At 71.2% G+C, this 19,339-nt stretch carries 24 protein-coding genes; 12 read left to right on the plus strand and 12 right to left on the minus strand.

The features are described from left to right. Window positions 1–25: 25 nt before the first annotated feature. The 7 genes from IEY98_RS08745 to IEY98_RS08770 all read right to left on the minus strand — a co-directional run bounded on the left by IEY98_RS08745 (window position 26) and on the right by IEY98_RS08770 (window position 8,067). Entirely contained in the window at window positions 26–2,056 is a 2,031-nt protein-coding gene (locus IEY98_RS08745; RefSeq protein ID WP_189209699.1) for a B12-binding domain-containing radical SAM protein, read from the minus strand. A 68-nt stretch (window positions 2,057–2,124) separates the two neighbouring features. Continuing rightward, window positions 2,125–2,256 carry a TglA family RiPP precursor gene (locus IEY98_RS32460; RefSeq protein ID WP_229786688.1) on the minus strand — a complete coding sequence of 44 codons (132 nt, stop codon included), beginning with the start codon at window positions 2,254–2,256 and terminating at the stop codon, window positions 2,125–2,127. Between the two features lie 267 nt (window positions 2,257–2,523). Continuing rightward, window positions 2,524–3,978 (minus strand): peptide ligase PGM1-related protein, encoded by a 1,455-nt coding sequence (locus tag IEY98_RS08750; protein WP_189209700.1) that lies wholly within the window; start codon window positions 3,976–3,978, stop codon window positions 2,524–2,526. A gap of 155 nt (window positions 3,979–4,133) precedes the next feature. Then, window positions 4,134–4,994 carry an aldehyde dehydrogenase family protein gene (locus IEY98_RS08755; protein ID WP_189209701.1) on the minus strand — a complete coding sequence of 287 codons (861 nt, stop codon included), beginning with the start codon at window positions 4,992–4,994 and terminating at the stop codon, window positions 4,134–4,136. Continuing rightward, window positions 4,987–6,417: an aldehyde dehydrogenase family protein gene (locus tag IEY98_RS08760; protein ID WP_189209702.1), complete on the minus strand. Its 1,431-nt coding sequence runs from the start codon at window positions 6,415–6,417 to the stop codon at window positions 4,987–4,989. Before IEY98_RS08760 ends, IEY98_RS08755 begins: the two co-directional genes overlap by 8 nt. Window positions 6,418–6,420: 3 nt before the next feature. After that, the gene (gene deoC, locus IEY98_RS08765; RefSeq protein ID WP_189209703.1) at window positions 6,421–7,383 is read right to left on the minus strand and encodes a deoxyribose-phosphate aldolase; all 963 of its coding nucleotides are present in this window, start codon (window positions 7,381–7,383) and stop codon (window positions 6,421–6,423) included. 42 nt (window positions 7,384–7,425) lie between these two features. Next, a complete protein-coding gene (locus IEY98_RS08770) occupies window positions 7,426–8,067 on the minus strand; it encodes a DUF1707 SHOCT-like domain-containing protein (protein ID WP_229786689.1) in 642 nt (213 codons plus the stop codon). 42 nt (window positions 8,068–8,109) lie between these two features. On the opposite strand from IEY98_RS08770, the gene IEY98_RS08775 reads away from it, so the two are divergent. From IEY98_RS08775 to IEY98_RS08800, 6 genes are all read left to right on the plus strand, one after another. Continuing rightward, window positions 8,110–8,886: a methyltransferase domain-containing protein gene (locus tag IEY98_RS08775; protein WP_189209704.1), complete on the plus strand. Its 777-nt coding sequence runs from the start codon at window positions 8,110–8,112 to the stop codon at window positions 8,884–8,886. Window positions 8,887–8,896: 10 nt separating this feature from the next. Further along, entirely contained in the window at window positions 8,897–9,520 is a 624-nt protein-coding gene (gene upp / locus IEY98_RS08780) for a uracil phosphoribosyltransferase (RefSeq protein WP_189209705.1), read from the plus strand. A gap of 172 nt (window positions 9,521–9,692) precedes the next feature. Continuing rightward, the gene (locus tag IEY98_RS08785; RefSeq protein WP_189209706.1) at window positions 9,693–10,232 is read left to right on the plus strand and encodes a DUF3558 family protein; all 540 of its coding nucleotides are present in this window, start codon (window positions 9,693–9,695) and stop codon (window positions 10,230–10,232) included. Window positions 10,233–10,439: 207 nt separating this feature from the next. Further along, on the plus strand, window positions 10,440–10,928 hold the full coding sequence (locus tag IEY98_RS08790; RefSeq protein ID WP_189209707.1) for a DUF3558 family protein: 489 nt from the start codon (window positions 10,440–10,442) through the stop codon (window positions 10,926–10,928). 27 nt (window positions 10,929–10,955) lie between these two features. Next, the gene (locus IEY98_RS08795; RefSeq protein WP_189209708.1) at window positions 10,956–11,162 is read left to right on the plus strand and encodes a ribbon-helix-helix protein, CopG family; all 207 of its coding nucleotides are present in this window, start codon (window positions 10,956–10,958) and stop codon (window positions 11,160–11,162) included. After that, complete coding sequence (locus IEY98_RS08800; protein ID WP_189209709.1) at window positions 11,159–11,539, plus strand: type II toxin-antitoxin system death-on-curing family toxin; 381 nt, start codon at window positions 11,159–11,161, stop codon at window positions 11,537–11,539. Before IEY98_RS08795 ends, IEY98_RS08800 begins: the two co-directional genes overlap by 4 nt. On the opposite strand, the gene IEY98_RS08805 is transcribed toward IEY98_RS08800, so the two are convergent. Then, complete coding sequence (locus IEY98_RS08805) at window positions 11,536–12,774, minus strand: extracellular catalytic domain type 1 short-chain-length polyhydroxyalkanoate depolymerase (protein ID WP_189209710.1); 1,239 nt, start codon at window positions 12,772–12,774, stop codon at window positions 11,536–11,538. The two genes, IEY98_RS08800 and IEY98_RS08805, sit on opposite strands and share 4 nt — an antisense overlap. Beyond that, on the minus strand, window positions 12,771–13,445 hold the full coding sequence (locus IEY98_RS08810; protein WP_189209711.1) for a polysaccharide deacetylase family protein: 675 nt from the start codon (window positions 13,443–13,445) through the stop codon (window positions 12,771–12,773). Before IEY98_RS08810 ends, IEY98_RS08805 begins: the two co-directional genes overlap by 4 nt. A gap of 136 nt (window positions 13,446–13,581) precedes the next feature. Between IEY98_RS08810 and IEY98_RS08815 the strand changes: the two genes are divergently transcribed. Genes IEY98_RS08815 through IEY98_RS08825 form a run of 3 tightly spaced genes read left to right on the plus strand, consistent with a single transcriptional unit; the run spans window position 13,582 to window position 15,431 of the window. Beyond that, window positions 13,582–14,001, plus strand: coding sequence for a MerR family transcriptional regulator (locus IEY98_RS08815; RefSeq protein WP_189209712.1), 420 nt, complete (start codon window positions 13,582–13,584; stop codon window positions 13,999–14,001). Beyond that, complete coding sequence (locus IEY98_RS08820; RefSeq protein ID WP_189209713.1) at window positions 13,974–14,960, plus strand: aldo/keto reductase; 987 nt, start codon at window positions 13,974–13,976, stop codon at window positions 14,958–14,960. Before IEY98_RS08815 ends, IEY98_RS08820 begins: the two co-directional genes overlap by 28 nt. A gap of 51 nt (window positions 14,961–15,011) precedes the next feature. Next, window positions 15,012–15,431: a nuclear transport factor 2 family protein gene (locus IEY98_RS08825; RefSeq protein ID WP_229786690.1), complete on the plus strand. Its 420-nt coding sequence runs from the start codon at window positions 15,012–15,014 to the stop codon at window positions 15,429–15,431. A 95-nt stretch (window positions 15,432–15,526) separates the two neighbouring features. Here the strand turns inward: IEY98_RS08825 and IEY98_RS08830 are convergent, their stop codons facing one another. The 3 genes from IEY98_RS08830 to IEY98_RS08840 all read right to left on the minus strand — a co-directional run bounded on the left by IEY98_RS08830 (window position 15,527) and on the right by IEY98_RS08840 (window position 18,016). Beyond that, window positions 15,527–17,023 (minus strand): FG-GAP-like repeat-containing protein, encoded by a 1,497-nt coding sequence (locus IEY98_RS08830; RefSeq protein WP_189209714.1) that lies wholly within the window; start codon window positions 17,021–17,023, stop codon window positions 15,527–15,529. Between the two features lie 112 nt (window positions 17,024–17,135). Further along, entirely contained in the window at window positions 17,136–17,585 is a 450-nt protein-coding gene (locus IEY98_RS08835; protein WP_189209715.1) for a flavodoxin family protein, read from the minus strand. 5 nt (window positions 17,586–17,590) lie between these two features. Beyond that, complete coding sequence (locus IEY98_RS08840; RefSeq protein WP_189209716.1) at window positions 17,591–18,016, minus strand: hypothetical protein; 426 nt, start codon at window positions 18,014–18,016, stop codon at window positions 17,591–17,593. 64 nt (window positions 18,017–18,080) lie between these two features. Here IEY98_RS08840 and IEY98_RS08845 point away from each other — a divergent pair, with 64 nt between their 5' ends. From IEY98_RS08845 to IEY98_RS08855, 3 genes are all read left to right on the plus strand, one after another. Beyond that, window positions 18,081–18,908 carry a helix-turn-helix domain-containing protein gene (locus IEY98_RS08845; RefSeq protein WP_189209717.1) on the plus strand — a complete coding sequence of 276 codons (828 nt, stop codon included), beginning with the start codon at window positions 18,081–18,083 and terminating at the stop codon, window positions 18,906–18,908. Between the two features lie 2 nt (window positions 18,909–18,910). Beyond that, the gene (locus IEY98_RS08850) at window positions 18,911–19,063 is read left to right on the plus strand and encodes a DUF397 domain-containing protein (RefSeq protein ID WP_189209718.1); all 153 of its coding nucleotides are present in this window, start codon (window positions 18,911–18,913) and stop codon (window positions 19,061–19,063) included. A gap of 119 nt (window positions 19,064–19,182) precedes the next feature. Continuing rightward, the gene (locus IEY98_RS08855; RefSeq protein ID WP_189209719.1) at window positions 19,183–19,335 is read left to right on the plus strand and encodes a DUF397 domain-containing protein; all 153 of its coding nucleotides are present in this window, start codon (window positions 19,183–19,185) and stop codon (window positions 19,333–19,335) included. Window positions 19,336–19,339 lie beyond the last annotated feature (4 nt).

Here is a 19,339-nt window from a genome sequence, read left to right on the forward strand (position 1 = left end):
CGCAGTCGTGCCCCTCTTCGTTGTCCTAGGCAAGCAGGCCGACGTCGACCAGGCGGTCGATCGCCCGCCTGCTCACCGCAGGCGCGGCCGGTTGGCCGCGCAGGCGGTCGAGCAGGTCCGCGGTCCGCTCGCTGATCCGGTAGGAGACCGGGACCCGCACGTCCTGGTGGCCCGCCTTGACGGTGAGCGCGATGTGCGTGTCCGCCGTCCGCAGGTCGGCGATGTCGACCTCGGTGCGGCCCCGGTTGGCGATGATGAAGCTGGGCAGGTCGTAGCGGGACCGCATCAGCTCGGCGTGCAGGACCGGGCCGCCGTTCGACCGCGGCGCGGGCGGCAGGCCCTCGATCGCGATCCGGCCCATCCTGGTCTCGTACCGGATCAGCTCGGCCAGCTTGTCGAGCAGCTCCGGGTCGGACGCGGAGATCCGGGGCAGCAGCTCGTCGAAGGTGAAGTTCTCGAACAGCGTGCTGAGGTTGATCGCGCGCCAGCGGCCGTCCGGGGCGTGCCCGTTGTACGAGGTGGCCATGACCCGGTCGCGGCCAGCCCAGTCGACGAACTCGGTCACCAGGTCGCTGAACCGCATCACCGCCGCGCCCGGCAGGCCGAGCAGGCAGCGGATGGTGGTGCCGTGGAAGTGGTACAGGTCGGCCACCGCGAAGCCGAACGTCTCCAGCCAGGCCATCTCCCGCAGGCTGAGCCACGCCGTCTGGTGGACCATGTGGTCGGGCTCGCGGGCGAACTTGATGTCGTGGGCGTCCGCCTGCCGCTCGAACTCCGAGCCCGGCAGGATCGACAGCCGGAAGCACTGCATCCGGTGCGGGGCCAGCGAGTACGCGAAGTCGACGGTGGTCTTGAACTGCGCGACGCCGTCGCCGGGCAGGCCGTAGATGCAGTCGATCACCGCGGAGGACTGCAACTTCGGCGTCAGCCGCGCCCAGGCCGCCCGGTACTTGTCCTCCTTGAACGGCCTGCGCATCAGCTCGGCCGCCTCCTGGGTCGCGCTCTGCATCCCGAACTCGACGGTCACCAGCGGGTTGAGCCGGACCAGCTCGTCGAGGATCGCGGCCAGCGCGTCGTCGATCAGCTCCAGCTTCAGCTCCAGCAGGAGGCTGAACGGCCGCACCCGGCCGTCGCGCAGGTGGTCGTTGAGGATGCCGAGGATCTCCGCGGCCCTGGCCTTGCGCATGTTGAACGTGCCGTCGCAGAACATGATGTGCGAGGGCTGGTGGCGCAGGATCGTGGTCAGCTCCTCGCGCACCCGGTCCATCGGGTACTCGCGCACGCCCTTGGACTCGCCCCAGATGCAGAACGAGCAGGAGTAGGGGCAGCCGCGCGAGGCCTCGTAGAGGAACGCGCCGCCGACGGGCAGCCGCGCGTCGGCCAGGTACGGCGAGGGGATGGCGTCGAGGTTGTCGACCAGCTCGGCGTTCCCGGTCTCGTGGTAGGCGAAGCCCGATGGCAGCACGCCGGTGCCGTCGAAGCGGTACAGCGTGTCGGCGTCGTCCACGGCCGCCCAGTAGGCCAGGCCGGGAATGCGCGACAGCGCGGGGGACCCGACGACCAGGTGGCGCAGCAGCCGCTGGAAGGTGATCTCGGCCTCGTTCACCACGCAGATGTCGACGCAGCGCTCGCGCTCGAACACCTGCGGGACGTAGAAGCCGCGGATCTGCTGGCCGCCGTAGACGACGGTGATGTGCGGCCACAGCTCCTTGATGGCCTGGGCAAGCCGGTTGACGAACTTGATGTTCCAGATGTAGCAGGAGAACCCGACCACGTCGAACCCGTGCTCGTGCACCCAGTCCAGGACCCGGAACAGCTCGTCCTTCTCCGCCGCCGCCGTCTTCGGCGTCGCGGCGCAGTGCTGGTCGAACCGGACGTGCTCGGCCACCAGGTCGTCCCGGCGCGCGTAGTTGATGAGGTTCCACAGCGCCAGCGAGGTGTCGGCCTCCCAGTTGTAGGCCACCAGGCCGACCCGGAGCGACCTGGTCTCGCCGTCCTCGTCGGCGGGCGCGTCGTCGCACGCGCGGCGGGGGGTGATCGACAGGTACTGCACCATGTGGCCCTCCACGGGGCTCGCCGAAGACGGCCCGTCGCCCCCCGCGGGGGCGCGGCGGGCGGGACCGGTCAGCCGAAGACCTTGCTCTCGATCACCTCGATGTCGTCGAGGTCGAACTCCTCGATCTCGCCGTCCACGAGGTCGGCGCCCTCGCCCACCGGGTGGTCGGTGGAGTCCACGCCCGCGGAATTCTCGCTCACGGAATTACCCCCTGAATTGCGCGGAAGGAATGCTCTCGGCAACGCGTCGTCGTTGTCGCCGTGCGTGATCGTCTAACTTGGGAAGATATGGCGTCGCCTGGGGGCTGTCAAGAAGCCTAAGGGGTCACGCGGTGACCGAGGGTGAGGCTGAGTTCTACTCAGTTCCCGTTGTCCCGCCGGGAATCCGCGAGTCCACATCGGACTCTAACGACTGCGGAGATAGGCCGTTCCGGTGGCCGCCGATCGGGCGTATCGGACCCGTTCGGCCTAGGCCTTTTCGACAGTGACGACCAGTTCCAGCAGTTCCCGCATCATCCGATCGGCCGCCGAGCGGTCGGGGGCGATACACACCGCGCCGAACTTGCCGTATTCGTACAGCGCGCTCAGCAGGTGCAGGACGACGCCGGTCTTGGTGCGATGGTCGTAGTGCAGCGGCGACTCGCGCAGCGCCGCGATGAGCTGCCGGGGCCGGAGCCCGACCAGCCGGGGGTCGGAGATGCCGTCGGAGGCCTCGTAGACCCGCTCGACGCCGTCGACCATGAGCCTGCCGTCGGCGTCGGGCAGGACGTCGAGCAGGCTCGTGGCCATGACGAACCCGTGCTTGGTGCCGGTCGAGCGCAGGTTCAGCTCGCACCCGACGAGCCGCCAGCCGGTCGCGTCGGGGACGGCGAGGAAGTCCACGCCGTAGTCGCCGCGGCGCACGCCCCGCTCGACCAGCTGCTTGCCGACCCGGACGCCGAGGTCCATCACCGCGGCGCGGTAGGCCGCGTCGGCGGGGAACGAGCTGCCGACGTAGGTCTGGCCGCCGCCGAGGACCTGGTCGTGGGTCGAGACCGCCACCACCTCGTCGCCGACGATCGTGCCCTGGAAGCTGGGGCTGCGCAGGTCGGCGTCGGCCAGCATCTCCTCGGCGATGGCCCCGGAGCGCCCGATCGCTTCGACGAACTGGTCCCAGGTGAGCTTGGGGTCGACGAGCGCCGCGGTGGGCAACGCGGCGAGCACGCCCGCGCGGTCGAGCGGGCCGTCCAGGCGCAGCAGGGCGTTCCCCATGCCCGCGCCGTACTCGGTGCTGCTGAGCTTGAGCACGAAGTCCCGGTGCCCGCGCTCGGCCAGGGCCGCGACGCCCTCGGCGAGGTCTTCGAGCGTGCGGCACTCCTCCGTGCCCTCGGCGACCGGCACCCCGGCCGCCTCGAGCAGCCGCCTGCCCTCGGCCTTGGTGCCGAGCGGGATGAATTGCGGCTCGGCCTGGTCGGTGTCCACGCCGAGCCGCGCGGCCAGCTGCTCAAGGTTCTCGGACGGCTCGAAGGCGCTCAACCAGACCCGCGCGCCCGCCGCGCGCTCGCGCTCGACGAACTCCGCGATCCGCGCGCGCAGCGCGGCGGCCTCGGCGCTGTCCTCGTCGAGCAGCTTGTCGCTGAGCCACCGGGACGACCGGTCGGCGAGCCCGCCCACGACGACCCGGTCCTTAGCGGGCTTCACCCGCCCGTCGTCCTCGTCGGGCAGCAGCCGCAGGAAGTAGTCGACCTGCTCGTCGGCGTCGAGCAGCCCCGGGGCGGTGACGGTGAACAGCGCGCCGCCGCCGCGGGCGACCACGGACACGATCGCCGCGCCGACGGGCCGTTCCGGGAAGAGGGTGGCGCCGCTGAGCCGCTCCAGCAACGCGGGGCTGCATTCCCTGCTCTGCACGGAGACGACCGCTGGGTAACCGCTGACGGGAGACATCGGGCTCACGTCCCTTCGCCGAGGATCTGCCGTGGGTCATCAGATCGACACGGAACGTTATCAGCCCTGGCGAGCGGCCTGTGACGCGCGCCCCAATTGGTCTCTCCCCGCTGCTGGCGGCCTCTTCGTGACGAGAAGTCACGTCGCCCGGACAGCTACACGCCCATCGGGTGCCAGACGGTCTTGGTCTCCAGGAACGCGCGCAGGCGGGTGATCCCGGGCTCGGCGGTCCAGTCCGGCTCGGCCGAGCGCAGCACGCGCTTCACCGACCCCGCCGCGGCCCGCTCCAGCTCCGCCCGCAGCTCCTGCGGCGCGCCCACCAGGTCGACGGCATTGACGTCGGCGTGCGCGGCCAGCCAGGGGGCCAGCTCCGCGGTGTGTCCGGTGAGGACGTTCACCACGCCACCCGGGACGTCCGATGTGGCCAGCACCTCCGCCAGCGTCACCGCGGGCAGCGGCCGGTCCTGGCTCGTCACCACGACCGCCGTGTTGCCGGTCGCGATCACCGGGGCCAGCACGCTCACCAGCCCCAGCAGCGACGAGCCCTGCGGCGCCAGCACGCCCACCACGCCGGTCGGCTCGGGCAGGGAGAAGGAGAAGTACGGGCCCGCCACCGGGTTCGCCGCGCCCAGCACGGTCGCGACCTTGTCGGTCCAGCCCGCGTACCAGACCCAGCGGTCGATCGCCGCGTCCACCAGCGCTGCCGCCCGCTTGGCAGGCACGCCCTCGCCCGCGGCGACCTCGGCGCAGAACTGCTCGCGCCTGCCCTCCAGCATCTCGGCGACCCGGTAGAGCACCTGGCCCCGGTTGTACGCCGTCGCCCGCGACCACTTGCCGAACGCGGCCCGCGCGGCCACGACCGCCTCGCGGACGTCCTTGCGCGACGCCTGCGCCGCGTTGGCCAGGAACCGGCCCCTGGCGTCGGTCACCGGGTAGGTCCGGCCGGACTCCGAGCGCGGGAACGCCCCGCCGAGGTACAGCTTGTACGTCTTGGACACCGTCAGCCGATCAGACATCTAGGTACGCCTCCAGACCCGCGCGGCCGCCCTCGCGGCCGAAGCCCGACTCCTGGTACCCGCCGAACGGCGCGGTCGGGTCGAACCGGTTGAACGTGTTGGCCCACACCACGCCCGCGCGCATGCGGTCGGCCATCCACAGGATGCGCGAGCCCTTCTCCGTCCAGATGCCCGCGGACAGCCCGTACGGGGTGTTGTTGGCCTTGGCGACGGCCTCGTCCGGGGTGCGGAAGGTCAGCACGGACAGCACCGGGCCGAAGATCTCCTCGCGGGCGATCCGCATGGCCTGGCTGACGTTGGCGAACACCGTCGGGGCGAAGAAGTAGCCCTTCTCCGGCACCGGGCACGGCGAGGTCCAGCGCTCGGCGCCCTCGGACTCACCGGAGGCGACCAGCTCCTTGATCCTGGCGAGCTGCTCGCCGGAGTTGATCGCGCCGACGTCGGTGTTCTTGTCCAACGGGTCGCCGACGCGCAGCGTGGACACCCGCGTGCGCAGCTTGGCCAGCAGCTCGTCGGCCACCGACTCCTGCACCAGCAGGCGGGACCCGGCGCAGCAGACGTGGCCCTGGTTGAAGAAGATCCCGTTGACGATGCCCTCGACGGCCTGGTCGAGCGGCGCGTCGTCGAAGACAACGTTGGCCGCCTTGCCGCCCAGCTCCAGCGTCAGCTTCTTGCCCGTGCCCGCCAGCGACCGCTGGATGACCTTGCCGACCTCGGTCGACCCGGTGAACGCGACCTTGTCGACGCCCGGGTGGTTGACCAGCTCGGCGCCGACATCGCCCGCGCCGGGCAGGATGTTGACCACGCCCGGCGGCAGCTCGGCCTGCTGGATGATCTCGGCGAGCACCAGCGCCGTCAGCGGGGTGGTCTCGGCAGGCTTGAGCACGACGGTGTTCCCGCAGGCCAGCGCGGGCGCGATCTTCCACGCCGCCATCAGCAGCGGGAAGTTCCACGGGATGACCTGGCCCGCGACGCCCAGCGGCCGGGGGCCGGGGCCGTAGCCCGCGTAGTCGAGCTTGTCGGCCCAGCCCGCGTGGTAGAAGAAGTGCGCCGAGGCGGTCGGCACGTCGACGTCGCGCGACTCCTTGATCGGCTTGCCGTTGTCCAGGCTCTCCAGCACGGCCAGCTCGCGGGCGCGCTCGGCGATCATCCGGGCGATCCGGTAGATGTACTTGGCGCGCTCGGCCCCGGGCATGCGGCCCCAGACCTTGTCGTAGGCGCGGCGCGCTGCCTTCACGGCCCGGTCGACATCGGCGGCGCTCGCGGTGGAGACCTCGGCGAGCACCTCCTCGGTGGCCGGGTTGACCGACTTCAGCGGCTCGCCCCCGCCCTCGACGAACTGCCCGTCGAGGAACATCCGGTAGCTCGGCTTGAGGTTGGCGATGGCCCGCGACTCGGGCGCGGGCGCGTAGTCCCAGGTCATGGTTCAGTCCACCGTCACGTAGTCGGGGCCGCTGTAGTGGCCCGCCAGTTGGGTGCGCCGCTGCATCAGCAGGTCGTTGAGCAGGCTGGAGGCGCCGAAGCGGAACAGGTGCGGGTCCAGCCACGCCGGGCCTGCGACCTCGTGCACGGCCACCAGGTAGCGGATCGCGTCCTTGGTCGTGCGGATGCCGCCCGCGGGCTTCACGCCCCGGTGCTCGCCGGTCGCGGCGTGCCAGTCGTGGACGGCCTGCAGCATCACGTGCGTCACCGGCAGCGTCGCCGCCGGCGACACCTTGCCGGTGGAGGTCTTGATGAAGTCGCCGCCCGCGAGCAGCGCCAGCCAGGACGCGCGGCGGACGTTGTCGTAGGTGGCCAGCTCGCCGGTCTCCAGGATGACCTTGAGGTGGGCGGACCCGCAGGCCGCCTTGACCGCCCGGATCTCCTCGAAGACCCGCATGTACTTCCCGGAGAGGAACGCGCCCCGGTCGATGACCATGTCGATCTCGGTGGCCCCGGCCTCGACGGCCATCCGGGTGTCCTCGAGCTTGATCGACAGGCTGGAGCGGCCGGAGGGGAAGGCGGTGGCGACGCTGGCGATGCCGATGTCGGCGCCGTCGAGCGCCTTGACCGCGGTGGCGACCATGTCCGGGTAGACGCAGACCGCGCCGACCTGCGGGACGTCCGGGAAATCGGGGTCGGGCCTGCGCGCCTTGGCGCAGAGCGAGCGCACCTTGCCCTCGGTGTCGGCGCCCTCCAGGGTCGTCAGGTCGACCATGGAGATCGCGGTGTCGATCGCCCAGAGCTTGCTGTCCTTCTTGATGCTGCGCGTGGCCAGCCCGGCGGCGCGCTGCTCGACCCCCACCTGGTCGACCCCCGGCAGCCCGTGCAGGAAGCGCCGCAACGCGGTGTCGTCGCGGGTGGCGTCGGCGAACTCGGGTGGAGCGGCCGTGGTCTGGACGTCGGACATACCGACGAGTCTAGGCCGCGATTACCCGTGCGTAGCGCGGGCTCAGTCCTCGATCTCCTCGACGTCGCCGTGCTTGCGCCGCTTCGGCTTGCGCGTCGGCTTGACCTCGACGCCGCCCATCATGGCGAACCCGGTGACGCGCACGACCGGCGCGCCGGGCGGGCCCTGGGTGTAGACCTTGTTCTCGAACCCGCCCATGAAGCCCGCGCCCGTGACGTGCACGGTGACGCCCTCCGGCACCCGGACCTCGACCCCGCCCATCAGGGCGAACGCCTGGATGACGGTCTCCTGCGCCTCGAAGCTGGCGTGCGTGAGGTCGATCTCCACCCCGCCCATGATGGCCACGGCGCTGAAGGTGGGCGGGATGGTCCACGGGCCGTTGCGCTCGGAGCCGGACATGATCGCGATGGCGCTGGAGGACGTGCCGCGCCCGCCGATGCGCGGGGACGTCGCCGGGGCGGCCGCGGGGACGGGCCGGACGTGCGTGCCGGGCAGGTCGCGGATCAGCGGGACGAGGTCGCCGTAGGTCTTGGCCGCGTACACCTGGTCGAGGCGTTCCTCCAGCTCACCGACCGTCAGCCTGCCCTCGGCCATCGCGTCGTGCAGGATCTTCGCGAAGCGTTCCCGGTCGGCGTTGGACGCGCGCATCTCGTGCGGACCGGGGACGGCGGGCAGGTCACTCACGGGGGTGAGCCTAGCGGCTCCGCCGCCGATACAGTCGCGTTCATGACGCAGCCGCCGTCCTTCCGCGCGGAGAAGACCGACGACGCCCAGCTCGCCCGGCTCGTGGAGGTGCTCGACCGGCAGGCGGCGACGCCCGGCGTGACCCGCCTGCGGGCGTGGGCGCAGGACGCCCTCGCGGTGCGTCCGGGCGAGCGCGCGCTGGACATCGGCTCGGGCACGGGCTCGGAGGTCGCCGCCCTGCGTGCGGCCGGGGCGGACGCGGTCGGCGTGGAGCCGAACGCGGGCATGCGCGCGGTCGCGGCGGCCCGCCACGGCGACCACTTCGTCGACGGCGACGCCCTCGCCCTCCCGTTCGCCGACGCGTCGTTCGACGTGGTCCGCTGCGAGCGCGTGTTCCAGCACCTCGCGGACCCGGCGGGGGCGGCGCGCGAGATCGCCCGCGTCCTGCGTCCCGGCGGGCGGACCGCGGTCCTCGACAGCGACTGGGCCACGGCCATCACCCATCCCGGCGACCCGGAGGTGGTGGCCGCGTTCATGGGCACGATGCTGGGGTTCAGCGCCAACCCGTACGCCGCTCGGCGGCTGCCGGGCCAGCTGACGGCGGCGGGCCTGCGGGTGACCGACATCGGCTCCCAGGCCCTCATCCAGCCGGGCATCGACACCGAACTGCTCGCGATGGCCCTCGGCGCGGCGATCGCCCAGGGCGCCATCACCGAGCCCCAGCGCGACCGCTTCCTGGAAGACCTGCGCGCGGGCGAGGCCGCTGGCGACTTCCACATGTCCGTGACCATGTTCGCGGTCATCGCCGTCCGCGACTAGATTCCCGCGGATGGACGTCCGCACAGTCGACCACCCCCTGGCCAAATCCCGCCTCACCGTGATGCGCGACGCGCGGACCGACAACGCCACCTTCCGCGCGGCCCTGCACGAACTCACGGTCATGCTGGTCTACGAGGCCACCCGCGACGCCCCCCTGCGCAGCGAGCGCATCCACACCCCCGTGGCGCGCACGGAGGGCTACTGGCTGGCCAACCCGCCGCTGCTGGTCCCGGTCCTGCGCGCGGGCCTGGGCATGGCCGACCAGGCCCACCGGCTGATCCCGGAGGCCCAGATGGGCTTCGTCGGCCTGGCGCGCGACGAGGAGACCCTGCAGCCGACGCCGTACATGGAGTCATTGCCGGAATCCCTCGCGAATCGCCCGGTATTCGTGCTGGACCCGATGTTGGCAACCGGCGGTTCAATGGCTTACACGATTCGTCTGTTGGTCGAACGCGGCGCCGTCGACGTAACCGCCATCTGTGTTCTCGCGGCCCCGGAGGGGGTTCAGCACCTGGCGGACTCGGGTCTTCCGGTGCGGCTGGTGACGGCGAGCATCGATGAGCGGCTGAACGACTCCGGCTTCATCGTCCCGGGCCTGGGCGACGCCGGTGACCGCCAGTACGGAGCGGTTTAGCGAGTCGATTCCTCTCCTCGGGTGACCAGCGGGAGCTGCCTGCCGGGGTCTTCCGCCCGTCCGCGGTGACCGAATCCCTGGCGGTTAGTCCGTTGATGGTCGGTGATCCCCGCAAGAACCGGCTCGAGGCTCTTGGCGCGGGCGTTCGCCTCGGTCAGCGCTAGAGTGCGGCGTGCGCCTCATCGTTCTCGCCCTGGCTGCCCTGGCCGTCACCGCAGGCTGCTCGGCGTCGCCCGAAGTCGAGCCGACCAGGGAGGCGCCGCAGTCCACCGCTATGACCACCACGACCACCACGGCGCCGACGAGTGCAGCACCGGTCGAGATCGTGTCGTTCGCGGGCAAGGGGTGCGAACTGATCGGCCCGGACCTGCTCGCCGAACTCGATATCAACGTCAGTGGCGCGTCCAAGGGTGTGGCCGTCTGCATGTGGGACGACCCGGAGACCAAGCGGCGGCTGATGGTGCGGCTGATCGGCGACCATGACCCGCTTCTGGAGGTGCGCGGCGCCCCCAATCCCGTCGACTCCGCCGTCGGCGGCTTCCCGGCCAAGCACGTGCCCGAAGGCCGGGACAACCTCTGCGACATCTACGTCCGCACCGCCCCCGAACAGGGCTTCGCCGCGGCCTACGGAATCATGGACGGCACCGTTGACGACCTGTGCGCGGGCGCGGTCAGGGCGGCGGAACAGGTGGCCGAGAAGATCAAGGGGTGACGGCCTGCTCCGGGTCGCCGACCACGGCGCCCCCTGCCGGCACGACGCCTGCCACCGAGACGACGACCACCGCGGGTCCGGCTGCATGTCTCGGGGGTGCCTGACTGCACCCGATCCGGTTGTTTCACGGAGCGGAGGACCGCGTTGGGGCCGGTGCGCGCTTCGCGAACGCGGTGACCCCCGCCCCAGGCCGGTATAACACCAAGGGTGTCACGAATCCTTCTCGCTGTCGCGGCCATGACCGTCGTCGCGGGTTGCTCGTCCGAGCAGCAGGCCGCCGCCCCGCCGCCGAGCACGGCCAGTCCCGTCGAGGTCGCGTCGATGGCGGGCAAGGAGTGCGACCTTGTCAGCAAGGACCTGCTGAGCGAGGTCGACATCGCCGTCGCGGGCCAGCGCCAGGATTCCGTCTGCTTGTGGGACGACGCGATGACCAGGCGCACGCTGGGACTCCGGCTCATCGCCGACCACGACCCGCACATGGAGGTTCAGGAGCCCAACGCCGTCACCACCGACATCGCGGGCTTCTCCGCCAGGCACATCGCTGAAGGCCGGGACCGGATGTGCGATGTCTACGTCCGCACCGCCCCCGAACAGGGCTTCAGCGTGAGCTACGGGGTCATGGACGGCGCCGCCGACGACCTCTGCGCGGGCGCGCTCAAGGTGGCCGAGCACTTCGCTCGGCAGATCCAGGGCTGACTGGTACCAAACTGGTACCATCCCTCCATGGCCATGACCCTGCGGCTGACCGATGAGGAGAACGCGCGCCTCGATGAGCTCGCCGCCGCTGAGGGGCGGTCCAAGCAGGAGGTGCTCAGGCTCGCGCTCAACGACCGGTGGGCGCGGATGCACAAGGAGGAGCAGCTCGGCGAGGTCCTGGGCCGGGTGCTCCCGCGGTACCGCGCCCTCCTCGACCGGATCGGCACGGTTTGACGGCGTATCTGGACGCGGGCGACCTTCTGGTGTTGGCCGCCGCGGTGACCGGGGGCGACCTCGTCGTGCGGGATCTCGGGTTGCTCGACGCCGCCGCGCACCGGCCGCGGGCGACGGTGCTCGGGGTGGAGGCCTACGACTCGCTCTGGCTCAAGGCGGCGGCGCTGCTCGACTCGGTCGTGCGGACGCGGCCGCTGGCGCAGGGGAACTGGCGGCTCGGCTGGGTCGCCGCCGTCACGATGTGCGACCTCAACGGCTACTGGATCGACGCGGACACCGACGCCGCGCTCGACCTCGTGCGCGAGGTCGGGCGCGGCGCCGTCGAGGTGCGCAAGCTGGCCGAGCACCTGCAGGCCTGGGCGCTGCCCAAGGGCTAGCTGCACGGCGTCCCGTTCAGGCTGAACGACGCGGGCCGCGCGGTGTTGCCGTTGTGCGTCGCCTGGAACCCGAACGACGCCGAGCCGCCCGCCGGGATCGCGCCGTTCCACTGCACGTTCCTGGCCTGCACCGCGCCGCTGGCAGGCGTGATGGTCGCGTTCCAGCCGCTCGTCACCGTCTGCCCGGACGGCAGCGTGAACGCCAGCGTCCACCCGTTCACCGCCGACGTGCTCGACACCGTCACCGACGCGGTGAACCCGGTGTTCCACGTGTTCATCGTGTACGTCACCGTGCACCCCGACGCGGGCGGCGGCGTGGTCGTCACCGGCGGCTGGCCCGTGGTCAGCCCGAGGAACTCCAGCGCCCGCGACGCCATCCCGTTCGTCAGCAGGTTGTGCCCGGTGCCCTGCATGCTGATCGCCTCGACCTTGTCGGAGTACCGCGTCCGGGTCCAGTTCGCGGCCGGGTAGTCCGTCGACGTCGGCGTCTGGGAGAGGCCGTGGACGTCGGTCCACTGCTTGATCTCCTCGCCCAGGTTCGGGTACCGCAGCGTGTCGTCCTGGGTGCCGTGCCACAGCTGCATCCTCGGCCGCGCCCCGGTGTACCCCGGGTACGCGCCGCGCACCAGGTCGCCCCACTGCTGCGCGGTCCGGATGACCTGGCCCTGCGCGCACTGGCTGTTCCACGACGACCCGTCCGTGGTCGCGAAGCACGCGAACGGCACCCCGGCGAACGCGACGCCGCCCGCGAACACGTCCGGGTACGCCCCCAGCAGCACGTTGGTCATCATCGCCCCGGACGACACCCCCGTCGCGTACACGCGGGCCGGGTCGGCCCCGTGCCGGGCGATCACGTGGCGCACCATCGACACGATCCCGAGCGAGTCACTGCCGCCGTTGTGCCGCAATGTCGCCTGCGACGAGACGTCGAAGCAGTTGCCGCTGCGGTTGGCCGACGGGTAGATGACGATGAACCCGTGCTGGTCGGCCAGCCGCGCGAACTCGGTCCCGGAGTAGAACGCCGGACCCGTGCCCGTGCAGTAGTGCGAGGCCACCAGCACCGCGGGCCGCTCCCGCACCGTGTCCGGCACGTACAGGTGCATCCGCAGGTTGCTGGGGTTCGCGCCGAAGTCGGTGACCTCGACCAGCGACGCGGCCTGCGCGCTCGGCGCGGCCACGACCAGCGCCGCCGCCGTCGCCGCGGCGGCCACCGCCGCCCAGATCCGCTGCCTCATGGCGCCACCGCCACCGGCTGCCCGTCGCGCACGCCGACCCGACCGGCGCACAGGCCGCGCTCGGCCAGGTCGGACACGATCAGCGGCACCGCGTCGATCGTGTTCTGGATGCCGTCGTGCAGCAGGATGATCCCGCCCGGTTGCAACGCGGCCGCGCGCGAGCGGATTTCCTCGCTCGGCACGCCCGCCCAGTCGCGGGAGTCGACCGTCCACAGCACCTCGGTCATCCCCAGCCGCTTCGCCATGGCCTTGATCTCGGCGTTCGTCGCGCCGTAGGGCGGGCGGAACAGCGTCGGCCAGGTCCGGTTCACCCGGACGGTGGCCACCTGGGTCTTCACCAGCTCGGAGAACACCTCCTGCCGGGACAGCTCCGTCAGGTTCGGATGCGTGTAGGTGTGGTTGGCGATCCACATTCCCGCGCCCTGGGTGACCCGCTGCAGGTGCGGGTTCGCGTCGATATTCCGGCCGACGGTGAAAAAGGTCGCGCGCGCGTCGGCGTCCTCCAGCGCGGCCAGCAGGCGCAGGGTCGTGGCCGGATTAGGGCCGTCGTCGAAAGTGAGCGCGACATAGCCGTTTGCGCAGCTCTTAGCGGCTGCCTGGGCGGGATAGGCGAGCGCGGCCATTGCCAGGAAAGCGACGGCGAGCGCTTTGCGAAATTGTTTCCGGGGCATTCATTCACTATCACTTGGCGCTTGTGTGATGGGCAACACCGGCGAATATCTTTCGCGCCGAACGCCCGCCCCCGGCGGATGAACGGCGCACGAGCGGCTTGACCTGGAGTGCGCTCCAGCACCTACCGTCGACGCCGTGACCTACTCGATCGCCGAGGCAGCCCACCGCAGCGGGCTGTCGATCGACACCCTCCGGTACTACGAACGCATCGATCTGATCGACCCGCCCGCGCGCGACTCCGGGGGGCGACGGGTCTACACCGACGACGACCTGGGCTGGCTGGTCTTCCTGACCAAGCTGCGGACCACCGGCATGCCCATCAAGCTCATGCGCGAGTACGCCCGGCTGCGCCGCCTCGGCGAGGGCACCGCGGGTGAGCGCAAGCGCATCCTCGAGGACCACCGCGCCGACGTCCTCGCCCGCATCGACGAGCTGCGGTCGTGCGTCGACGTCCTCGACTACAAGATCGACAACTACGAACGCGTCGTGGCGGGCGCCTGCCCGCCCGAGACAGGGGAAACCACACCATGGACACTCGCGCACTCGGCGGGCTGACCTCGTCGGCCCAGGGCCTGGGCTGCATGGGGATGAGCGACTTCTACGGCCCCGGCGACGACGCCGAGTCGATCGCGGTCATCCACCGCGCGCTGGACCTGGGCGTCACCCACCTCGACACCTCCGACATGTACGGCCCGCACACCAACGAGCGGTTGGTCGGCCGCGCCATCGCCGACCGGCGCGACCGCGTCCTGCTGGCCACGAAGTTCGGCGTCGTGCGGGACCCGGCCGACGAGACCGCGCGCGGCATCCGCGGCGACGCCGCCTACGTCCGCCAGGCCTGCGACGCTTCGCTGGAGCGGCTGGGCGTCGACCACATCGACCTGTACTACCTGCACCGCGTGGACCCGACCGTCCCGATCGAGGAGACCGTCGGCGCGATGGCCGAGCTGGTGGCCGCGGGCAAGGTCCGGCACCTGGGCCTGTCCGAGGCGAGCGCGGCGACCCTGCGCAGGGCGGCCGCCGTGCACCCGATCGCGGCGCTGCAGACCGAGTGGTCGCTGTGGACGCGCGACATCGAGGCCGAGATCCTGCCGACGGCCCGCGAGCTGGGCGTCGGGATCGTGGCCTACTCGCCGCTGGGCCGCGGCTTCCTCACCGGACGGTTCGCCCAGCGCTCGGACCTGCCCGAGGGCGACTTCCGCGCGGTCGGCCAGCCGCGCTTCCAGGACGGCAACTTCGAGCGGAACCTGGCCATTGTGGACGCCCTGCGCAAGCTGGCAGCCGAGCGGGACGTCACGCCGGGCCAGCTCGCCCTGGCCTGGGTGCACAGCCGGGGCGGGGACGTCGTGCCGATCCCGGGCACCAAGCGGATCAAGTACCTGGAGGAGAACGCCGCCGCGGCGGGGATCCGGCTCTCCGAGTCCGACATCGCCGCCATCGAGGCGGCCGTCCCGGCGGACGCCGTGGCGGGCGACCGCTACGCGCCCGGCGGGATGGCGACCATCGACAATTAGCGGGCCCATTCCCGCCGGCGGCGCCCGCCACGCGCCCCGAGAGTGGGGCGCATGACGATCACCCCCACCGACGTGCTGGAAGGCATGTACGCCGCCGAGGCCGACTACCTCGCCGCGGGCGGCCCCGGCTCGGCGTCGTTCGCGCCGCTGGCCCCGTTCTTCGCCCCGGACGTGACCCTGCACCAGGCCGACGGCCTGCCCTACGGCGGCATCTGGCGCGGCCACGACGGCCTCGCGCGCTTCTTCACCACGATGAGCGCGGTCTGGGAGCGCTTCGACCTGGCGGACCGGACGTATCTGTCGCGGACCAGCCCGCTGGTCGTGCGCTTCCGGATCCACGCCCGCGCCCGCGCGACGGGCCGCGACCTCGACTTCCCCATCCTGCAGACGGTGGACGTCGAGGACGGCCTGATCACCGAGCTCCGCCCGTTCTACTGGGACACTGCCGAGATCGCGGCCGCCTGCACCTGACCACTCAGGTGCAGGCGGTCCGCCTGGGCGCACGCAAGCGGATCAACCGTCCTGACGGTCGGCCGAGGGGAAGCCAGCCCCTCGGCCGACCGGTGTCAGCGGCAGGCGACCAGGACGATGCCGAAGATCGCGCACTCCGAGCGGGACTTGTCGTTGGCCGGGTTGGAGTCGGCCGGGGTGCTGGCGGTGCGCTCGGCGGTGAGGGTGAGGGTGCCGACGGCCAGCGGGTTGACCGGGTGGGCGAACTTGCGGATCACCGAGCCGTCGACGGCGAGGGGGCCGGTCGAGCAGGTGAGGACGCCCTCGGCGAGCGAGCAGCCGGTGCCGGGGGTGATGCGGGCGTAGCGCGGGATGGCGACCGTCACCGAGCCGGACTCCAGGGCGTCGGGGCCGGAGTTGCGGATGGTCAGCGTGTAGTTGATCTGCGAGACGAACAGCCCGATGTACGGGCGCGCGGTCAGCTTCACCGACACGTCGGCCGTCGGCGGCACGGGCGGGACCGTGCGGTTGAGCAGGACCGAGACGCCGTCGGCGTGGCGGTTGGTGGTGACCAGGTCGGTGCGGCCGTCCACGTCGAGGTCGGCGGCGTGGATCTCGGTCGGCCAGGTGTTGACGCCCAGCGTCGTGGCGGGGGTGAAGGTGCCGTCGCCGTTGCCCAGGACGGCCACCGAGTCCGCGCCCGCGACGGTGGCGGCGAGGTCGGCGTCGCCGTCGCCGTCGAGGTCGGCCACCGCGACGCCGTAGGGGTTCGGGCCGACCGGGATGGCGACGGGCGAGGCGTAGGACGGCCCGGACAGGACCGTGACGGTGCCGCTGCCGTGGTCGGCGGTCGCCAGGTCGATGACGCCGTCGCGGTCGAAGTCGCCCGCGGCGACGTCGATGGGGTTGGTGCCCGCCGGGAAGGCCAGCGGGGCGGCGAACGTGCCGTCACCGGCCCCCTTGTAGACCGACACGGTGCCCGCGAAGAAGCCTGCGGTGGCGATGTCGGCGGCGCCGTCGCCGTCGAGGTCGGCCAGCACGACGCCGCGCGAGTAGCCGCCGCCCGCGATGTCGGTCCCGGCCGCCAGCGTGCCGTCGCCGTTGCCCAGCAGGACGGTGATGCCCTCAGGCCGGGAGACGACGACGTCGGCCCGGTCGTCGCCGTTCAGGTCGCCCGCCGCCACGCCCTCGGCGCCGCCGGAGACGGCGTGGCCCACGCGCTGGGCGAACGTGCCGTCGCCGTTGCCGAGCAGGACCGACACCTCGCCGGTCGTGGACACGGCCAGGTCGGTCCGGCCGTCGCCGTTGAGGTCGGCCGCGGCCAGGCCGGTCGGCTCCGGCCCCGGGTAGACCGAGCTGGCTGACCCGAACGCGCCCGCGCCCGTGCCCAGCAGGACGCTCAGCGCGTGCTGGTAGCGGTCGGCGGTGATGATGTCGGGTCTGCCGTCGCCGTTGACGTCGGCGGAGAACACGGACTCGGGGTGGTTGCCGGTCGGGTAGTCGACCCGGGGAGCGAACGTGATGGGGTTCTCCGCCGCCGCGGACGGCGCGATGACCACGGCGGCGGCCGTGACCAGGGTGAGCGCGGCGGCCAGCCGGGCACGCTTGGGCATCGGACTACCTCTCGACGGGGAACGCGGGCGTCGCTGCCCACATCGCTCGCGGGCGGCTGTCCGTTTCTCCCGGTTCGCTGCGTGTCCTGTCCCGTTCGGACCGTGACCGGGGTCAGCCGAGCCCGGCGGCCACCGTCGCGCCCAGCTCCCAGCAGCGTTCGAGGTCGGGTTTGCCGGGCGTGCCGAGCACGGTGACGGGCTCGAAGACGCGCTTCCAGCCCAGTCCCGTGGTCACCCTGTCGATGCTGGCGACCGCGCCCTCGACGCCCTCGTTGCCGTGCACGTAGCAGCCGAACGGCATCCCGCGCTTCTCGTCCAGCGTCGGGTAGTAGACGGTGTCGAAGAAGTGTTTGAGAGCGCCGCTCATGTAGCCGATGTTGGCGGGCGTGCCCAGCACGACCCCGTCGGCGGCGAGCACGTCGACGGCGGTCGCTGACAAAGCGGCCTTGCGCACGACGGTGACGCCTTCCAACTCCGGGTCGGTGGCACCGGACACGACTGCCTCAAACAACGCCTGCATAGCGGGCGAAGGCGTGTGGTGCACTATCAAGAGCGTCGGCATGAGGGCTAGCTTAGGCGCAATTCCCTTTGCTCGTGCGGAAAATCATCCCCTTCGGGTGGCGTCCGGTGCCGGATCGGCCGGATGATCGTCGGACGGCGTAGGTTCCGGGGAATCGAGAAGTCGGCGGGAACCGGCCGCAGCGGCGGGAACACCGGGCCGGGCGGAGGCAGGGTCATGATCCAGCGGATCGTCCAGACGGCGGGCCCGGCGTAGCAGTCGACGATGTACTCGGGGTCGAAGGGGTCGAGATCAGGTGCGCGCGGGGTGCGGTAGGCGAGGGAATGCTGCTCGGCCACGAGGACCAGGACGTCCCAGACGCCCGGCCACGTGAGCACGGCGCCGATCTCCGACCGCCGCTCGTGGAAGTGGAGCAGCCACCGGCGCTCCCGGAGCCGGTCGAGCCAGTAGTCGATGTCCTGAGTGGAATCCATATGCACCAACATAAGTCGGTGGCCGATTGTCGACTTTTGCTTGGCAGTGCAGAAAAGGAGTGGAATGTCCGGGAAGCGGAAGCCCCCGCAAGCCCGCGACCGCACCTTGGGTGCGCAGTTGCGGGCACTCCGGCAGCAGGCGGGCCTGAATCTGGAACAGGCGGCCGAGATAGCCCAGATTTCGGTTCCGACGCTCAGTCGGACGGAGAACGGCAAGCGCCACGTGACGAGTGAGGACGTGGCGTTGTTGTGTGGGCTCTATGGAGCGCCTGCTATCCATCGAGCGGCGCTGATCGAGGCGGCGAAGGCGTCGGACCAGGCGGGGTGGTGGGAGCACCCGTTGCCCGGGGTGCCGATCAACGTGGGAACCCTCGCGAGTCACGAATCCATTGCCCGCGCCCTCACCGACTGGTCGATCACGCTGATCCCAGGACTGCTGCAGACTCGCGCGTACGCGATCGGGTACTTCCAAGCCAATGGGCTCGAACCGCCCGCGACCGACGATCTGTGGGAGGCACGAAAGCGCCGTCAGGCTGTGCTGCCGAGGGTCGAGTACACCGCCTTTATCCACGAGATGGCGCTGCGGACGCCATTCGGGGGTGTCGATGCCCTAAAGGAACAGCTTCTGCACCTACACCGCGCCCCCGAGCGCGGCTGGGGTGTTCGAGTCGTGCGGGCGTGCGTTCCGTTGGCGGCGCTGATGCACTCCTGGATGCTCCTGGAGTTCCCCCGCGACCAACCGATCCTGCACGTGGAGCTCATGAGGAGTGCTGTGTACCTCCACACGCCCGCCGTGGAGGTGTACGAGAGCGCCCGTCGGGAGTTGTTCCGAGCGGCCCTTCCGAGTGCGGAAAGCAGCAGTATGATCGAGGGCCTGGCGAGGAGGTTGTGATCATGGACTGGCGCAAGTCGTCTCGGTCGGGGGTCGAGAGCAACTGTGTTGAGGTTCGGCAGGACTTGGCGGCCTTGCGGGACAGCAAGCGCCCAGGCGTGGAGCTGCCCATCCCGATCTCCGCACTGCGTGATCTGCTCGCCCGCCTGACGTAACCGGCTACACCCAGCAGGAGTCAGCCCGGGAATCGCCTCGCCTGCTACGGCGGGCGGTTCCCCGCTCCTGCCCACCACGTTCCAACCGCGCCCAGGTCCTGGCCAGGAGGTTGTGAATCATGGAATGGCGCAAGTCGTCTCGGTCCGCTGCCGGTAGCAACTGTGTCGAGGTTCGGCAGGACTTGGCGGCCCTGCGGGACAGCAAACGTCCAGGCGTGGAGCTGCCCATCACGGTCTCCGCGTTTCGTGACCTGCTCGCTCGCGTGAGGTAACAGG

This window comes from Actinokineospora fastidiosa, assembly GCF_014648415.1.
Classification (GTDB): Bacteria; Actinomycetota; Actinomycetes; order Mycobacteriales; family Pseudonocardiaceae; genus Actinokineospora; species Actinokineospora fastidiosa.

What these genes read in the sequence shown, in the direction of transcription:
- IEY98_RS08745 (WP_189209699.1), bottom strand. Translation starts at nt 2,056, where the DNA reads ATGGTGCAGTACCTGTCGATCACCCCCCGCCGCGCGTGCGACGACGCG.
- IEY98_RS08750 (WP_189209700.1), bottom strand. Translation starts at nt 3,978, where the DNA reads ATGTCTCCCGTCAGCGGTTACCCAGCGGTCGTCTCCGTGCAGAGCAGG.
- IEY98_RS08755 (WP_189209701.1), bottom strand. Translation starts at nt 4,994, where the DNA reads ATGTCTGATCGGCTGACGGTGTCCAAGACGTACAAGCTGTACCTCGGC.
- IEY98_RS08760 (WP_189209702.1), bottom strand. Translation starts at nt 6,417, where the DNA reads ATGACCTGGGACTACGCGCCCGCGCCCGAGTCGCGGGCCATCGCCAAC.
- deoC (WP_189209703.1), bottom strand. Translation starts at nt 7,383, where the DNA reads ATGTCCGACGTCCAGACCACGGCCGCTCCACCCGAGTTCGCCGACGCC.
- IEY98_RS08775 (WP_189209704.1), top strand. Translation starts at nt 8,110, where the DNA reads ATGACGCAGCCGCCGTCCTTCCGCGCGGAGAAGACCGACGACGCCCAG.
- upp (WP_189209705.1), top strand. Translation starts at nt 8,897, where the DNA reads ATGGACGTCCGCACAGTCGACCACCCCCTGGCCAAATCCCGCCTCACC.
- IEY98_RS08795 (WP_189209708.1), top strand. Translation starts at nt 10,956, where the DNA reads ATGGCCATGACCCTGCGGCTGACCGATGAGGAGAACGCGCGCCTCGAT.
- IEY98_RS08805 (WP_189209710.1), bottom strand. Translation starts at nt 12,774, where the DNA reads ATGAGGCAGCGGATCTGGGCGGCGGTGGCCGCCGCGGCGACGGCGGCG.
- IEY98_RS08810 (WP_189209711.1), bottom strand. Translation starts at nt 13,445, where the DNA reads ATGCCCCGGAAACAATTTCGCAAAGCGCTCGCCGTCGCTTTCCTGGCA.
- IEY98_RS08820 (WP_189209713.1), top strand. Translation starts at nt 13,974, where the DNA reads ATGGACACTCGCGCACTCGGCGGGCTGACCTCGTCGGCCCAGGGCCTG.
- IEY98_RS08825 (WP_229786690.1), top strand. Translation starts at nt 15,012, where the DNA reads ATGACGATCACCCCCACCGACGTGCTGGAAGGCATGTACGCCGCCGAG.
- IEY98_RS08830 (WP_189209714.1), bottom strand. Translation starts at nt 17,023, where the DNA reads ATGCCCAAGCGTGCCCGGCTGGCCGCCGCGCTCACCCTGGTCACGGCC.
- IEY98_RS08835 (WP_189209715.1), bottom strand. Translation starts at nt 17,585, where the DNA reads ATGCCGACGCTCTTGATAGTGCACCACACGCCTTCGCCCGCTATGCAG.
- IEY98_RS08840 (WP_189209716.1), bottom strand. Translation starts at nt 18,016, where the DNA reads ATGGATTCCACTCAGGACATCGACTACTGGCTCGACCGGCTCCGGGAG.
- IEY98_RS08845 (WP_189209717.1), top strand. Translation starts at nt 18,081, where the DNA reads ATGTCCGGGAAGCGGAAGCCCCCGCAAGCCCGCGACCGCACCTTGGGT.
- IEY98_RS08850 (WP_189209718.1), top strand. Translation starts at nt 18,911, where the DNA reads ATGGACTGGCGCAAGTCGTCTCGGTCGGGGGTCGAGAGCAACTGTGTT.
- IEY98_RS08855 (WP_189209719.1), top strand. Translation starts at nt 19,183, where the DNA reads ATGGAATGGCGCAAGTCGTCTCGGTCCGCTGCCGGTAGCAACTGTGTC.